This window comes from Micromonospora sp. NPDC004336 (genome assembly GCF_053602615.1).
The window spans coordinates 50,932-66,097 of record NZ_JBSGDY010000001.1; the positions used below are offsets into that span (position 1 = coordinate 50,932).

Here is a 15,166-nt window from a genome sequence, read left to right on the forward strand (position 1 = left end):
GCCGCCGAGCCGACCGACGGCGCCTAGCAGGTCGAGCCGCTGTTCAGCGGCGTCGCCACGGACCAGACGCAGACGGGCCCCGGAGCAGCCGCTCCGGGGCCCGCCTGCGGTGCGACGCCGCGTCAGGCGGCGGGGACCTCCGTGGTGGTGCGGATGCGGTCCAGCGCCGGCGCCGAGACCGGCGACTGCGCGGTCAGGTACGCCACGAACGCGTCCAGGTCGATCATTCCGGTGACCGCGTTGGTGCCGCCGGTGAGGACGGTGAAGCCGTCGCCGCCGCCGGAGAGGAAGTTGTTCACCGTGATCCGGTACGTGGTGCCGGCGTCGACCGCCACGCCACCGATGGTGAGGCTGCCCCGGACCACCCGGCTGCCCGCGCACGGGTCCGCCGCGGTGCCGGTGGTGCCGGCCGGGTCGACGACGTACCGGACGGTCGACGACGGGTAGAGCGTCCGGCCCGCGACGAACTGCTGCTCCAGCATGCAGTAGAGCTGCGCGCCGGTGAGGTCGAGCGTCACGAGGTTGTTGCCGAACGGCTGTACGTCGAACGCCTCCGAGTAGGTGACCGGGCCGGCGTCGAGCTCGTCGCGTACGCCACCGGGGTTCATGAAGGCGGCGACCGCGCCCTGCTCGTCGTCGGTGGCGGCGAGCTGCGCGTCGGCGATCAGGTTGCCCATCGGGGACTCGCCCAGGGTCTTGTCGTAGAGGACCTCCTGGGTCTTCTTGATCTCCGTGGTGGCCTGGCCGACCTCACGGTTGGCCACCGGGCCGAGCACGGCCTTGTAGCGGTTGATCAGGTCGGTCTGCGCCCGGTTCGGGTCGAGGTCGCGGGTGACCACCACGTTCTCGGCCTTCGCGCTGAGGACGTCGCCGGTGCGTCGGTCGATGGAGAGGTCGATGTCGGTGACCAGGCGGCCGAAGGAGCTGGCGCTGGTGACGAGCTTGCCGGCGATGTCGCAGTTGTACGCCTGGTGGGTGTGGCCACTGACGACGACGTCGATCGACGGGTCCATCCGGTTGGCGATGTCCACGATGGGGCCGGAGATGCCCTTGCAGTCGTTGATGCCGCCGGTGGCGTCCTGCGTGCCGCCCTCGTGCAGCAGCACGACGATGGTCTCGACGCCCTGGCGGCGCAGCTCGCGGGCGTACCGGTTGGCGGTCTGCGCCTCGTCGGCGAAGCTCAGGCCGGCGACGCCCTGCGGGCTGACGATCTGCGGGGTGCCCTCCAGCGTCATGCCGATGAAGCCGACCTTGACGCCCTGCACCTTGTGGATGGCGTACGGGGCGAGCAGCGGCTGACCGGTGGCGGTCCGGAACGCGTTGGCCGACAGGTACTGGAAGCCGGCGCCCTCGTAGGGGGTGCCGTCGGCGCAGCCGTCGACCGGGTGGCAGCCGCCGTTCTGGATGCGCAGCAGCTCGTCGGGGCCCTCGTCGAACTCGTGGTTGCCGACGCTGGCGTAGTCGAGCCCGGCCAGCGACAGCGCCTCGATGGTCGGCTCGTCGTGGAACGCGGCGGAGAGCAGCGGGGAGGCGCCGATCAGGTCGCCGGCCGCCACGGTGATGGTGTTCTGCTTCTTGGCGGCGCGCTCGCGCAGCTCGGCGAGCTGGGTGGCGAGATACTCGGCCCCGCCGGCGGGCTGCCCGGCGATGGTGCCGTTGGTGATGCCGGTCGGCGGTTCGAGGTTGCCGTGGAAGTCGTTGAGGGCGAGCAGCTTGACGTCGACCGGCTTCGGGCCGGCGTCCGCCCGGTCGGGGGTGGTCGTGACCGCGCCGAACGCGGTCACGGCGAGCACGGTCAGGCCGATGGCGGCCCGGCGCGTCCCGGAGATGGACATGGAACTCCTCGTGGGAAGCCGGCGCGGGCAACCCGGGCGGCGGTTCACGCCGGGCCGGCCGCGCCGTGCGGCAGGGTTCGGTCGCGCTCGACGGCGATGGGGGACCGCCGCCGGAATGCCGACAGCTTCTCATCGTCGCCGGCCACCGCGCGACCGGGGCGGCCGATGGACCTGGGAATACGCCTGCGGCCGGGAGATCCGGTCGGGCTTTTCCGACATGCCCGGCAGGGGTCCGCCCCGGCCGGCTCGCCGACGGCAACCGGGTCGTCGACGCCTCGACGGCGACACCGGCCACCGGCCCCGGTCGCCCGGGGCCAGTGCCCACGTCAGCAGTTCGTGTAGCTGCCCCTGCTTCCCCACGAGCAGGAGTCGATCAGCGTCCCGGACGGGTTGCGCAGGTACGCCTTGTCGCCGGTGTTGTTCCAGATGTAGGCGCGCGAACCCCAGTAGCGGTGGGTGGAACTGTTGGTGCCCCGTCCCGTGTGGATCACCACGCTGGCCCCCGGGCGCAGCTTGAAGTCGCCCGAGAACTTGTAGACGTGGTTGGACTTGTCGCGCAGCGTCCAGCTCTTCAGGTTGAGGGTGGCCGAGCGCCGGTTGGTCAGCCGGACGTACTCGGCGTTGAGGCTGGAGTTCGAGCGGTTGTCGACCCCCGGCGAGTTGTAGTAGACCTTGGTGATCTGGACGGCCGGGGTGGCGGCCTGGGCCGGGCCTGCGGTGGTCAGCGAGACGCCCACCGTGACGGCGAACGCCGCGGCGAGACCGATCAGCCTTCTTCTCATGCGATTCCCCCACCGGGACAGCCGACCCACGGGCCGGCGGATGAGCCGTTGAGCCGTGCCCCACTCGGGGACGGCTGGCCGAGGCTATCGATGCCGGAAGGCGATTGTGGACGGTGAAACGACCGCGTCCGACGATTGCGGCCGGCCGGTTGATCAGCTCCGGCCCGACGGGACGTACGCCGGTCGTCCGACGGGACGCGGGGATGACCGGGCGGTGAGGCGTCGGACACCGACCGTCCCGTCGCCGGCCGGCGTTCGGTGCCGGAAAGCAGCCGACGCGTTGGTCGTCCCGGCACCTCGCGCCGGTCCGGCGCGACGGTCGGCGCGGCGACGGCCGCCGCGTCCCAGGCGCCGGCGGACCCGGGCGGGCGGTGCGCATCTTCGACCCGTACGCGACGCGGAAGACCTCGCCCGCCGCGGTCCGCCACCCGCGGTCAGAACCCGCACGTCATGCCGGCGGCGTGGCTGACCTGCACCAGGTGCGTGGCGCAGCCACTCCCGGAGACCTGGTGCAGCAGGAAGCCGGTCGGCTCGGCGACCCAGCCGATCTGCTCGTCGGCGCTGGTGGTGAGCGAACTCTGCCGCCAGGTGCTCGGCGCGGTGGTGAGCACCGTGCCGGCGAAGCTCACCGTCACGGGGCGGTGGACGTGCCCGGCGACCACCCGGGCGACGTGCGGGTGCCGGGCGACCACCTCGGCCAGCCCGTCGCCGTCGGTCAGCCGGATGTCGTCGAGGAACGGGATGCCGACCGGCGCCGGCGGGTGGTGCAGGCAGACCACGGCCGGCACCTCCGGCCGGCCGGCCAGCACCCCGTCGAGCCAGCCGAGCTGGTCCTCGCCGAGACAGCCGGCGCCGTCCCCGGCCGGCATCAGCGAATCCAGCACCACGATCGTCGCCTCGGCGTGGTCGATGTGGTAGTAGGCCGAGAAGCCGCCACCGAGCCAGGGCGTGCCGCCGAAGGCGTCGAGCAGCGACTCCCGGTCGTCGTGGTTGCCGGCGACCAGGTGCACCGGCAGCGGGAACCGGCCGATGATCTCGCGGAGCGCGGCGTACTCGTCGGGGCGGCCGTGGTCGACCAGGTCGCCGGTGACGACCACGCAGTCGGGCCGGGGGACCAGCGCCAACACCCGGCCGAGGGCCCGGTGCAGGCCGGCGGCCGGTTCGGCGGCGAGCACGCCGGTGGTCACGTGCGGGTCACTGAGCTGGGCGATGAGCATCGGTGCCTCCACTCGGCCGGGACCCTCACGCTATCGCCGCGGGCCCCGCCGCGCGGCCCGCCCGAACCCACAGGCCCTGTCCACAGCCTGTGGATGGCACATGTGTACGAAGGCTGTGGACGATCTTGCTCCTGGGCGGGGCGACGCGGCGCTGAGTACCCTTGGTGCGGGCCCGCGCGCGGGCCGGAACCCCCTCCCTACCTGGAACGACGTGCCCAGTGGATCACGAGCGAGTCATCCGTGACGTGACGGTCCGCCTGCCGATGGCCTCGACCGCCGTCGAGGCGTGCCAGTGGACGGTCACCGCGCTCGCCCGGCACGCGCCGGCCACCATCTCGGTCCTGCTCCAGGTGCACGACCGGCTCCGCTGCGTCGCGGCCACCGGCTCCTGGCAGGTCTTCTCGACCGTGCCGCCCAAGACCGGGATCGTCGGGCGGGTGTACGCCTCCGGCGAGACCGCCGTCGTGCCCGACGTCGCCGACGACCCCGACTACATTTCGGTACGCCCCGACGTCACCGCCGAGGTCTGCGTGCCGGTACGGGACCCGGCGGGCCGGCCGATCGGCGTGCTCGACCTCCAGTGGTGCGCGCCGGCCGACCTGGCCCCGTGGCGGGACACCGCCGAGCGGCTGGCGGCCCGGCTCGGCGCCCGGATCGTGGCGCTCGGCGGGCCCCCGGGGGAGAGCCGCAGCGAGAAGCTGCTCCGGCACGCCACCGCGCTGACCGCCGCCCCGACGGAGTGGGACCTGTTCGCCGCCGCGATCGGCGCGGCCCGGGACGTGTCCACCCTCTCCGCCGCCGTACTGCTGCTCGCCGGCCCGGACGGGCCCCGGCTGGGCGCGCCGACGGCCGCGCCCGGCGAGTTCGAGTCCCGGATCCGGGCCGAGCTGACCGAGGCGGGCCCGGCCGCGCTGGACCGGCTGATCAGCCGCGCCCACCGCCACGGCGTGGGCTACACGCTCGGCGAGGCGGGGCACCCACCGGTTCCCGACCACCGGCCGCTGGCCCGGGCCGGGGTACGCACCCTGGTCGCGGTGCCGGTCGGCCCGCCCGACGACCACGGCGGCGTGCTGCTGGTCGCCGACGAGCGGCTGCTGCGCCCCGACCCGACCACCGTCAACCTGCTCGAATTGCTGGCCGGCCAGGCGTGGAGCTGCCTGGACCGGCTGCGTACCGTCGCCCGGCTCCGCGAGCAGGCCAACTCCGACCCGCTGACCGGGCTGGGGCACACCGGGCCGTTCGGCCGCCGGATCGCGCGGGCCACCCCCGGCCGTACGGCCCTGCTCGCGATCGACGTGGACGGCTTCAAGAGCGTCAACGACACGTACGGCCACCAGGCCGGCGACCGGGTGCTGGTACGGCTGGCCCGGGCCCTGGAGGGGGCGCTGCGGCAGGGCGACGAGCTCTACCGTGTCGGCGGCGACGAGTTCGTGGCGGTGATCGAGGTGAACCGGCCCGACGAGGCGGTCCGGATCGCCGAGCGTCTCGCCGAGGAGGCGCGCCGGATCGGCCGGACGATCAGCGTGGGAGTGGCCCTGCCCCGCCCCGGCGAGCCGCCCGAGCTCACCCTCCGCCGCGCCGACCAGGCCCTGTACGCGGTGAAGCGGCAGGGCCGCGACGGCGTCCGCCTGGCCGCCGCCTGACCGCCTCCCGCCCTCGTCGATCTTGCACTTCGTGCCCTCACTATGTCCCGCTTGTGCCTTTTGCCAGGGCAGAAAGTGCAAGATCGCCGGCGGCGGGGACGCGCGTGGCGGGGCAGGGCCGCGCGGGGGTGGGGTTAGCGGGTGGTTAGTTCCTTGGAGAGGAGCTCGGCGATCTGGGCGGTGTTGAGGGCGGCGCCCTTGCGGAGGTTGTCGCCGGTGACGAAGAAGTCCAGGGCGCGCGGGTCGTCGACGGCGCGACGGATCCGGCCCACCCAGGACGGGTCGGTGCCGACCGCGTCGATCGGCATCGGGAACTCGCCGTCGGCCGGTTCGTCGACCAGGATCACCCCGGGGGCGTTGCGCAGCACCTCGCGGGCGCCCTCGGCGTCGACCTCGGTCGCGAAGACCGCGTGCACCGCGACGGAGTGGCCGGTCACCACGGGCACCCGTACGCAGGTGGCGGAGACCTTGAGGTCGGGCAGCCCGAGGATCTTGCGCGACTCGTTGCGCAGCTTCATCTCCTCGGACGACCAACCCGCCTCGGCCAGCGACCCGGCCCAGGGCACCACGTTGAGGGCCAGCGGAGCCGGGAAGGGGCCCAGCTCGTCGCCCACCGCCTGGCGGACGTCGCCCGGACGCGACCCGAGCGCCCGGTCCCCGGCGATCTTGGTGAGCTGGGTGTGCAGGGTGTCCACCCCGGCCTGGCCGGCTCCGGAGACCGCCTGGTAGGAGGCGAGCACCAGCTCGCGCAGACCGTACTCGCGGTGCAGCGGGGCCACCGCGACGATCATCGCGAGGGTGGTGCAGTTGGCGTTGGCGATGATCCCCTTCGGCCGGTTGCGGACCTGCTCGGGGTTGATCTCCGGCACCACCAGGGGAACGTCGCGGTCCATCCGGAAGGCGCCGGAGTTGTCCACCGCGACCGCGCCCCGGCTCACCGCGACCGGGGCCCACTGCGCCGAGACCTCGTCCGGCACGTCGAACATCGCCACGTCGACGCCGTCGAACGCCTCCGGGGTCAGCGCCCGGACGGTGAGCTCCTCGCCCCGGCAGCGCACCCGCCGCCCGACCGAGCGTTCGGAGGCGAGCAGCCGGATCTCTCCCCAGACGTTCTTGCGCCCGGTGAGCAGCTCGCACATCACGGTGCCGACGGCACCGGTCGCTCCGACCACGGCCAGGGTGGGCAGCGACGACACGGGGGCTACCGTCCCGTCCCCGCGTAGACGACGGCCTCGGTCTCGCCGCCGAGGTCGAAGGCCTCGTGGATGGCGCGCACGGCGGCGTCCAGGTCGGTGTCGCGGCAGACCACGGAGACCCGGATCTCCGAGGTGGAGATCATCTCGATGTTCACCCCGGCCGCGCCGAGGGCGGCGAAGAAGCCGGCCGCCACGCCGGGGTGGGACCGCATGCCGGCCCCGATGAGCGACACCTTGCCGACGTGGTCGTCGTAGAGCAGGCCCTTGAACTTGACCGCTTCCTGGATCTTGCTGAGCGCGGCCATGGCCGTCGGGCCGTCGGTCTTGGGCAGGGTGAACGAGATGTCCGTGCGCCCCGTGCCCTCGGTGGAGACGTTCTGCACGATCATGTCGATGTTGATCTCGGCGCCGGCGACGGTGTCGAAGATCCGCGCGGCGGCGCCCGGCTCGTCGGGCACGCCCACGATCGTGATCTTGGCCTCGCTGCGGTCGTGGGCGACCCCGGTGATCAGTGCTTGCTCCACAGGAAGGTCCTCCATCGATCCGGTGACCATCGTGCCGGTGTTGGTCGAGTATGACGAACGGACGTGGATCGGCAAGCCCGCCCGGCGGGCGTACTCCACGCTGCGCAGGTGCAGGACCTTGGCGCCGCAGGCGGCCAGCTCCAGCATCTCCTCGTAGGTGATCTGCTTGATGTGCCGGGCGTTGGGGACGATCCGCGGGTCGGCGCTGAAGATGCCGTCGACGTCGGTGTAGATCTCGCAGACGTCCGCCCGCAGGGCGGCGGCCAGCGCCACGGCGGTCGTGTCGGAGCCGCCCCGGCCCAGCGTCGTGACGTCCTTGGTGTCCTGCGAGACGCCCTGGAAGCCGGCCACGATGACCACGGCGCCCTCGTCGAGCGCGCCCTTGAGCCGGCCCGGCGTGACGTCGATGATCCGCGCCCGCCCGTGCACCGACGTGGTGATCACGCCGGCCTGCGAGCCGGTGAACGAGCGTGCCTCGTAACCCAGGTTGTGGATGGCCATGGCGAGCAGCGCCATGGAGATCCGCTCCCCGGCCGTGAGCAGCATGTCCAGCTCGCGGCCCGGCGGCAGCGGGCTGACCTGGTTGGCCAGGTCGAGCAGCTCGTCGGTGGTGTCCCCCATCGCGGAGACCACCACCACGACGTCGTCGCCGGCCTTGCGCGCGGCGACGATCCGCTCGGCCACGCGCTTGATCCGCTCGGCGTTGGCGACGGAGGACCCGCCGTACTTCTGCACCACGAGTGCCACGACGGTGCGCTCCCTCCCAGCGACGACCCTGAGCGTGCCGACGCCGCCGGTCGGGGCCGGCGGCGCGTGTCAGACCCGTCCAGGGTATCGGTCGGCGAGTTCGGCCGGGTCAGGTGATCCCACGATCCGGCCCGGCCGACGGCGGCGACGCGGCGCGCGACACGCCGGACGGGCGGAGCGGCAGGGACCCCCGCGCGCCGCCGCCGGCCCGCAGAATGGCCCCGTGCACGCCCACCTGAGTCCGGCCCGCCCCCACGGCCGGGATCGTCGGCCCGCCCCCGGCGGAGACGCCCACCCGCCCACACCGCCCGCTCCTGGCGGAGACGCCGGCACGCCCACGCGGCCCGCTCGCCGCCTCGCCGGAGCGCTCGCGCTCGCCCTGCCGGCGCTTCTCGTCGCCTGCACCGCCGACCAGCCGGCCGCTCCGCCGCCCTCCACCCCGACACTCGCAGTGGCCGGGATGGACGCGGCGCGCGACGAGCTGGCCGCGCTCGCCGCCGCGGCGCAGGACCGGCACCTGGTCGCCGGCTACACGCTGCGCGCCTCCGACGCCCCCGACCGGACGGTCATGGTGACCCGCGCCACCGACGGCACCTGGCGGGTCGACATCCCGGGCGGCGCGCTCGGCGGCACCGCGGACGTCTCGTTCGCCGCGACCGCCGACGGGCTCTACCAGTGCGCCCTGCCGTCGGCCACCCGGCCGGAGCCGCCGAGCTGCGTGCGCCTCGGCGACCCCGACGACGCCGTGCCCCGCCGGCTCGATCCCCGGGTCCAGCACCCCTTCACCGACTGGCTGGACGTGCTGACCGACCGTCGGGCCCCGCTCGCCGTGTCGCCGGCCGAGCCCCTGCCCGGCGCGGCGGGCGCCTGCTACTCGGTCGAGACGACCTCGGCGTCGATCAACGCCCCGCTGGACGTGGGCATCTACTGCTACGACCGCGACGGCACGCCCACCGCCGTACGGACTGTCGCCGGCACGCTGGTCCTGGCCGCGCCGCCCGCACCGGCCCCGGCCACCGTGCAGCTCGCCGGTCCGGTGGTGGACCGCGAACCGCTCGGCACGGCGGCGCCGGAACCGGTCGACAGCCCGAGCGCGGCAACGCCCTGACCGTCAGGACGTTACGGGTGCGATTCGCCACATTCGGACATCCCTCTCTTAATCCCTGAATCACCCGTACGGGACACTCGACGCATGGCCGACCTCACCCCGCTGCTCGCGTTCCGCTGGAGTCCCCGCGCGTTCGACCCCGACGCGGAGCTGACCGCCGACGAGGTCGCCGCCCTGCTGGAGGCGGCCCGCTGGGCGCCCTCGGCCGGCAACGCCCAGCCGTGGCGGTTCGCGCTCGGGCACCGGCAGGACGAGACCTGGAAGCGGATCCTCGTCGGGCTGCCCGACGACGACCAGGGCTGGGCCCGGCACGCGGCCGCACTGCTGCTCGGCGCGCACGCCGGCAGCGATCCCGAGCAGGCCGCGTACGACCTGGGACAGGCCGTCGCCCACGTCACCGTGCAGGCCACCGCGCTCGGCCTGCACGTACGCCAGCTCACCCGCCTGGACCGGCCCCGCCTCGCGGCTGAGCTGGAGCTGCCCGGCGACGTCCGCCCGCTGGTGGTCGCCGCCGTCGGCCGCCTCGGCGACCCGGCCGTCCTCCCGCCGGACCTCTACGTCCGGGAGACCGCACTGCGGCGCCGCCGGCCGATGCCGGCTCTGCTGCTCCACTGAGCCGGTACGGTCGGCTCAGGTGCCGCGAGCGGCCCGGAGCAGGGCAGCGCCGGCCTCGGTGTTGCGGTAGAGCACGTGCCGCCCCGATCGGGACCTGGCGACCAACCCGGCGGCATGTAGTGCGAAGAGATGCTGGGAGACGTTCCCGGCCGACATCCCGGTCCGCCGGGCCAGGTCCGTGGTCGTCGCCGCCGTGCCGAGCAGGTGCAGCAACGCGGCCCGGCCGGCGCCGACCACCCGGGCCAGCGGGTCGCCGGGCGAGGTGGAGACCCGCTCCCAGAGCGTCCCGACCGCCCGGACCGGGTACACGCCGACGGGCAACGACTCCTCCAGCAGGGTCCACAGCACGCGCCGATCGGTGAAGATCCCGGGGTTGAGCGCCAGCCCGCGTCCACGAAGGTCGAAGTCGCGCCCGAACGGGTCGTCACTGACCACCCGGTCGCCGAGCCAGCGCAGGCTCGGGTGGATCTGCTCGAACAGCCGCCCGGCACCGCCCTCGGCGAGCTGGGAGGCGCGGTACGCCACGTCGGCGTCGAGCAGCGCCCGCATCCGCGGCCAGTCCGGGGCGATCGCCTCGTCGTACCAGACCCGCACCGCCTCGACGAGCTGCGGCAACAGCCCGCGAGGATCGGCGAGCAACGCCTGCCCGAACGGGCCCGGCGGCCGGCGCGACGCGGTCGACAGCACGTCCCGGACCACGACGTCCGGCGGCGTGGCGGCGATCTGGTCGAGCTGGTCGGCCAGCTCGGTGCCCGGATGGGCCGCCGGGGTGAGGAAATCGGGCAGCCAGCGACGCGGCCCGGCCAGCTCCACCAGCGGGCGGACCCGGTCGGCCACCTCCGGGCGGCGCAGCGTCGCCCGAGCCCGGTCGATCCAGGGCAGGTGCAAGGCGTAGCGGACCGGATCGTTCAGGGCCCAGATGCTCATGACCGTCTCGTTGGCCGGCGAGACGGCGAACCGGACGCCGGCGACATCGGCCAGGCTGAACCGCAACTCGGACACGGTCCCTCCAACGGCAGGATTCGGCTCAGCCTAAAAGTTTGGACCGGGGCATGGGAAATCCGCTTGGCTCGCCGCCATGAGTGTTCGAGCAAGCATTCGCACCGCCGTCCGGGTGCTGCTCCAGGTACGCCTCAGCCGGGGTGCCGACACCGCGCCGGACGCGGCCCGGGCGTCTCGCCGGGGCGCCCTGCTGATCGCCCTGTTCTGCCTGGTCCTTCCGCTCTCCGGGGCGACCCGCGGCACGCTGACCGTGGTGGTGCTGGTGGCCGCCGCGACGCTGTTGATCGTGGCCGAGCTGGTCGAGTCGGCGGGCGCCTGGGGGCTCACCGCCGCACTGCCACCGGCCGCCCAGCGCGGCGCGTACGTGGGGGCGTTCCAGTTCGGCACGCGGGTGCAGTCCCTGATCGCTCCGGCGGGGCTCACGGCGCTGGCGGTGACCACCGGCGGCTGGGGCTGGTACCCGATCGCCGCCGTCTTCGCGCTGATCGGGCTGGCGATCGTGCCGGTGGTGGCCTGGGCCGGACGGACGCCACGGCTCGGCACGACCGCTCCGGAGACGCCGGTGACCCTGGTCCCATAATCCGGACCTGCCTTCCCCGCCCCCGCCCCGCCACGTAGGGTGACCCTGTCATGTGGCGGGCGTACCTCCTCCTTGGTCGCCGCGACGAGGCCTGAAGGCCGGCACCTCGTCGCGGAGTCGAACCGCGCCGTCCAGCACATCCGAACTTTCCATCGGCACCGCACGGGCACCGTCGCCCGGCACCTCGCCGACACCTTCCGATTGCTGACGCCACATGTTCCAAGGGGAGCACTCCGTCATGGCTCAACCCGTCACCGACGTCGAGACCGATCCGATCGCCCGGCAGCGCCCCAGCCGGATGCCCTACCACCGTTACCAGCCGTACCAGCAGCAGTTCCGGATCGACCTGCCGGACCGCACCTGGCCGACCCGGCACGTCGAGGCCGCGCCGCGCTGGTGCGCGGTGGACCTGCGCGACGGCAACCAGGCGCTCATCGACCCGATGTCGCCGGAGCGCAAGCGCCGGATGTTCCAGCTCCTGGTGCAGATGGGCTACAAGGAGATCGAGGTCGGCTTCCCCTCGGCCAGCCAGACCGACTACGACTTCGTCCGGCAGCTGATCGAGCAGGACCTGATCCCGGAGGACGTCACGATCCAGGTGCTGACCCAGTGCCGGGAGCACCTGATCGAGCGCACCTTCGAGTCGCTGCGCGGCGCGCGCCGGGCCATCGTGCACTTCTACAACTCGACCTCCACGCTCCAGCGGCGGGTGGTCTTCGGGCTGGACCGCGACGGCATCGCGGACATCGCCACCCAGGGCGCGCGGCTCTGCCAGAAGTACGCGGAGATCCACACGCCGGACACCGACATCCACTACGAGTACTCCCCCGAGTCCTACACGGGCACCGAGCTGGAGTACGCGCTGGAGGTCTGCGCCAAGGTCATCGAGGTGGTCGACCCGACCCCGGACCGCAAGCTGATCATCAACCTGCCGGCCACCGTCGAGATGGCCATGCCGAACGTCTACGCCGACTCGATCGAGTGGATGCACCGGCACCTGCCCCGCCGCGACAGCCTGGTGCTGAGCCTGCACCCGCACAACGACCGGGGCACCGGCGTGGCCGCCGCCGAGCTGGGGCTGCTGGCCGGCGCGGACCGGGTCGAGGGCTGCCTGTTCGGCAACGGCGAGCGCACCGGAAACGTCGACCTGGTGACGCTGGGGCTCAACCTGTTCTCCCAGGGCGTCGACCCGATGATCGACTTCTCGAACATCGACGAGGTCAAGCGGGCCGTCGAGTACTGCAACCAGCTCCCGGTGCACGAGCGCCACCCGTACGCGGGCGACCTGGTCTACACCGCCTTCTCCGGCTCCCACCAGGACGCGATCAAGAAGGGCTTCGACGCGCTCGCCAGGGACGCGGCGGCGGCCGGGGTGCCGATCGACCAGCACACCTGGGCGGTGCCCTACCTGCCGATCGACCCGAAGGACCTGGGCCGCACCTACGAGGCGGTCATCCGGGTCAACTCGCAGTCCGGCAAGGGCGGCGTCGCGTACATCATGAAGAGCGAGCACCAGCTCGACCTGCCGCGCCGGCTCCAGATCGAGTTCTCCGGCGTCGTCCAGCAGGTCACCGACCACGACGGCGGCGAGGTCGACCCGGGCACGATGTGGGAGATCTTCGCCCGGCACTACCTGCTCGACCACCAGGCCGACCCGGCGCTCACCCTGGCCGGCTACGCCATCGGCACCGCCGACGGCAAGGTCGAGATCGAGGCCCGCGTCGGCCTGGGCGGCGAGACCCACTCCCTCACCGCGGTCGGCAACGGCCCCATCGACGCGTACGTCGGCGCGCTCCAGTCGGTCGGCGTGGCGGTACGGGTGCTCGACTACCACGAGCACGCGCTCTCCTCCGGCGGGGACGCGCAGGCCGCCGCGTACGTGGAGTGCGAGGTGGACGGCCGCACGGTGTGGGGCGTCGGCACCGACGCCAACATCGTCACCGCCTCGATCAAGGCCGTGACCAGCGCCGTCAACCGCGCCCGAAGCTGAGCGACGGGTGGTCGGGCCCCGCACGCCGGAGCCCGACCACCTGCTCAGACCGGCACGACGACGGCATTGCCGTCGTCGAGGACGAGCGCCTGCGCCACGATCACCCGCTGTCCGTCGAAGGTTGCCGCCGGCGAGCCGTGCAACCGGTAGCCGTCGGCCAGCAGGTCGCTGACCCGCCGGCAGAAGTCGGCGTCGTCCGGCCCGGTCAGCAGCCGGTACCGCAGCCGGACCGGCGTCCCACTCTTCTGATCACCCATGGCCCGACGCTAACAGCGCCACCGGTCACCGCCGCTCTGGCGGCGACGAGGCGGGCGGGGAGGCGCGGCGCCGGCCGCGGGCTGGTTACCGCCGCTCTGGCGGCGTCGAGGCGGACGGGGAGGCGCGGCGCCGGCCGCGGGCTGGTTACGGCCGCTCTGGCGGCGTCGAGGCGGGCGGGGAGGGGCGGCGCCGGCCGCCGGGCGTCGGCCGCGCCGGCCGGTGGATGAGCAGGGCGGCCAGCGCCGCGCCGGCCAGCAGCTGGCCGGCGCACCAGAGCATCGCGCCCCGGTACGCGCCGGTCAGCTCGCCCGGCTGCGCGTAGCCGGTGCCGGAGAGCCCGACCAGCAGCGGCAGCGCGGCCACCGCGAGCAGGCCGCCGGCCCGCGACGCGGCGTTGTTGAACCCGCTGGCCACGCCGGCGTACCGGTCGTCGACCGCCGCCAGCACGGAGGCGGTCAGCGGCGCCACCACCAGCGTCAGGCCGACCCCGAAGAGCCCCACCCCGGGCAGCACGTCCCGCCAGTACGACGCGTCGGGGTCGACGCCGCGCAGCAGCACCAGCCCGGCGGCGGCGACCACCGGCCCGACGGTCAGCGGCAGCCGGGGGCCGATCCGCGCCGACAACGCGCCGGCCCGCGCCGAGCCGACCAGCAGCAGGACGGTCGTCGGCAGCATCGCGACACCGGTGAGCAGCGCCGACCAGCCGACCACGTTCTGCAGGTAGACGGCGAGGAAGAAGGTGAAGCCGCCGAGGGCCGCGTAGACCAGCACGGTGAAGACGTTCAGCACGGAGAACAGCCGGCTGCCGAACAGCCCGGTGGGCAGCATCGCGGCGTCGCCGCGGCGCCGCTCGACGAGCACGAAGGCCACCGCGCCGGCCACCCCGACCAGGGCCGCGACCAGCACCGGCGCCGAGTCGAAGCCGCGCGCCGGAGCGTCGATCAGGGCGTACGTGACGCCGGCCAGGGCGAGCGCGCCGAGCAGCGCGCCGGCCACGTCGAAGCGGCGCCGACGCCCCGGCCCCCGGGTGCGGGACGCGGCCTCGTCCCGGCTCTCCGGCACCCAGCGCAGCGCGGCGAGCACCACCAGCACGGCGAGCGGCAGGTTGAGGAAGAAGATCCACCGCCAGGAGAGCGCGTCGATCAGCCAGCCGCCGACGAACGGGCCGACCGCGGTGGAGACGCCGGAGAGCCCCGACCAGACGCCGATCGCCCGGCCCCGGTCGTCGGGGTGGAAGCTGGCCTGGAGCACCGACAGCGAGCCCGGCGTCAGCAGCGCGCCGCCGGCACCCTGGAGGAACCGGGCCGCGATCAGCCACTCCGTGCTCTGGGCCAGCCCGCAGAGCAGCGAGGCGCCGGTGAACCAGACCACGCCGAGCAGGAAGACCCGCCGCCGCCCGAAGCGGTCGCCGAGGGCGCCCCCGAGCAGCACGAAGGCGGCCAGCATCAGCAGGTAGCCGTTGACCGTCCACTGGAGACCCGCCACGGTGGCGTCGAGTTCCGCGCCGAGCCGGGGCAGCGCCACGTTGACGACCGTGCTGTCCAGGAAGACCATGCCGGAGGCGAGGACGGCCGCGAGGAGGGTGCCCCGGCCGTGGACGGTGCCCAGGCGGAGTGCCGGCGCGGATCGGGTCATGCCGTCCAATCTGCCTCGCACCATATGAGCAACG

At 73.8% G+C, this 15,166-nt stretch carries 13 protein-coding genes; 5 read left to right on the plus strand and 8 right to left on the minus strand.

The features are described from left to right. Window positions 1-122: 122 nt before the first annotated feature. The 3 genes from ACWENR_RS00245 to ACWENR_RS00255 form a co-directional block, all read right to left on the minus strand. Entirely contained in the window at window positions 123-1,835 is a 1,713-nt protein-coding gene (locus tag ACWENR_RS00245) for a bifunctional metallophosphatase/5'-nucleotidase (protein ID WP_452274890.1), read from the minus strand. Between the two features lie 326 nt (window positions 1,836-2,161). After that, complete coding sequence (locus ACWENR_RS00250; RefSeq protein ID WP_452274891.1) at window positions 2,162-2,617, minus strand: lamin tail domain-containing protein; 456 nt, start codon at window positions 2,615-2,617, stop codon at window positions 2,162-2,164. Window positions 2,618-3,051: 434 nt separating this feature from the next. Next, window positions 3,052-3,834 (minus strand): phosphodiesterase, encoded by a 783-nt coding sequence (locus ACWENR_RS00255; protein ID WP_452274892.1) that lies wholly within the window; start codon window positions 3,832-3,834, stop codon window positions 3,052-3,054. A 218-nt stretch (window positions 3,835-4,052) separates the two neighbouring features. On the opposite strand from ACWENR_RS00255, the gene ACWENR_RS00260 reads away from it, so the two are divergent. Beyond that, window positions 4,053-5,477 carry a diguanylate cyclase gene (locus ACWENR_RS00260; protein ID WP_452274893.1) on the plus strand — a complete coding sequence of 475 codons (1,425 nt, stop codon included), beginning with the start codon at window positions 4,053-4,055 and terminating at the stop codon, window positions 5,475-5,477. Window positions 5,478-5,611: 134 nt separating this feature from the next. Here ACWENR_RS00260 and ACWENR_RS00265 read toward each other — a convergent pair whose 3' ends face one another. Together ACWENR_RS00265 and ACWENR_RS00270 are read right to left on the minus strand one after the other, a co-directional pair. After that, a complete protein-coding gene (locus tag ACWENR_RS00265) occupies window positions 5,612-6,673 on the minus strand; it encodes an aspartate-semialdehyde dehydrogenase (protein WP_452274894.1) in 1,062 nt (353 codons plus the stop codon). A 5-nt stretch (window positions 6,674-6,678) separates the two neighbouring features. Then, complete coding sequence (locus ACWENR_RS00270; RefSeq protein WP_452274895.1) at window positions 6,679-7,944, minus strand: aspartate kinase; 1,266 nt, start codon at window positions 7,942-7,944, stop codon at window positions 6,679-6,681. Window positions 7,945-8,404: 460 nt separating this feature from the next. On the opposite strand from ACWENR_RS00270, the gene ACWENR_RS00275 reads away from it, so the two are divergent. Together ACWENR_RS00275 and ACWENR_RS00280 are read left to right on the plus strand one after the other, a co-directional pair. Beyond that, window positions 8,405-9,052 carry a hypothetical protein gene (locus ACWENR_RS00275; RefSeq protein WP_452274896.1) on the plus strand — a complete coding sequence of 216 codons (648 nt, stop codon included), beginning with the start codon at window positions 8,405-8,407 and terminating at the stop codon, window positions 9,050-9,052. 84 nt (window positions 9,053-9,136) lie between these two features. Then, the gene (locus ACWENR_RS00280; protein ID WP_452274897.1) at window positions 9,137-9,667 is read left to right on the plus strand and encodes a nitroreductase family protein; all 531 of its coding nucleotides are present in this window, start codon (window positions 9,137-9,139) and stop codon (window positions 9,665-9,667) included. Window positions 9,668-9,682: 15 nt separating this feature from the next. Here the strand turns inward: ACWENR_RS00280 and ACWENR_RS00285 are convergent, their stop codons facing one another. Then, complete coding sequence (locus tag ACWENR_RS00285) at window positions 9,683-10,669, minus strand: MarR family transcriptional regulator (protein ID WP_452274898.1); 987 nt, start codon at window positions 10,667-10,669, stop codon at window positions 9,683-9,685. Between the two features lie 76 nt (window positions 10,670-10,745). On the opposite strand from ACWENR_RS00285, the gene ACWENR_RS00290 reads away from it, so the two are divergent. Beyond that, on the plus strand, window positions 10,746-11,249 hold the full coding sequence (locus ACWENR_RS00290) for a hypothetical protein (RefSeq protein ID WP_452274899.1): 504 nt from the start codon (window positions 10,746-10,748) through the stop codon (window positions 11,247-11,249). Window positions 11,250-11,487: 238 nt separating this feature from the next. Continuing rightward, complete coding sequence (gene leuA / locus ACWENR_RS00295) at window positions 11,488-13,239, plus strand: 2-isopropylmalate synthase (protein ID WP_452274900.1); 1,752 nt, start codon at window positions 11,488-11,490, stop codon at window positions 13,237-13,239. Window positions 13,240-13,283: 44 nt separating this feature from the next. On the opposite strand, the gene ACWENR_RS00300 is transcribed toward leuA, so the two are convergent. Both ACWENR_RS00300 and ACWENR_RS00305 read right to left on the minus strand, forming a co-directional pair. Beyond that, window positions 13,284-13,496, minus strand: coding sequence for a DUF1737 domain-containing protein (locus tag ACWENR_RS00300; protein ID WP_452274901.1), 213 nt, complete (start codon window positions 13,494-13,496; stop codon window positions 13,284-13,286). A gap of 145 nt (window positions 13,497-13,641) precedes the next feature. Continuing rightward, window positions 13,642-15,132 (minus strand): MFS transporter, encoded by a 1,491-nt coding sequence (locus ACWENR_RS00305; protein ID WP_452274902.1) that lies wholly within the window; start codon window positions 15,130-15,132, stop codon window positions 13,642-13,644. Window positions 15,133-15,166: the final 34 nt, after the last annotated feature.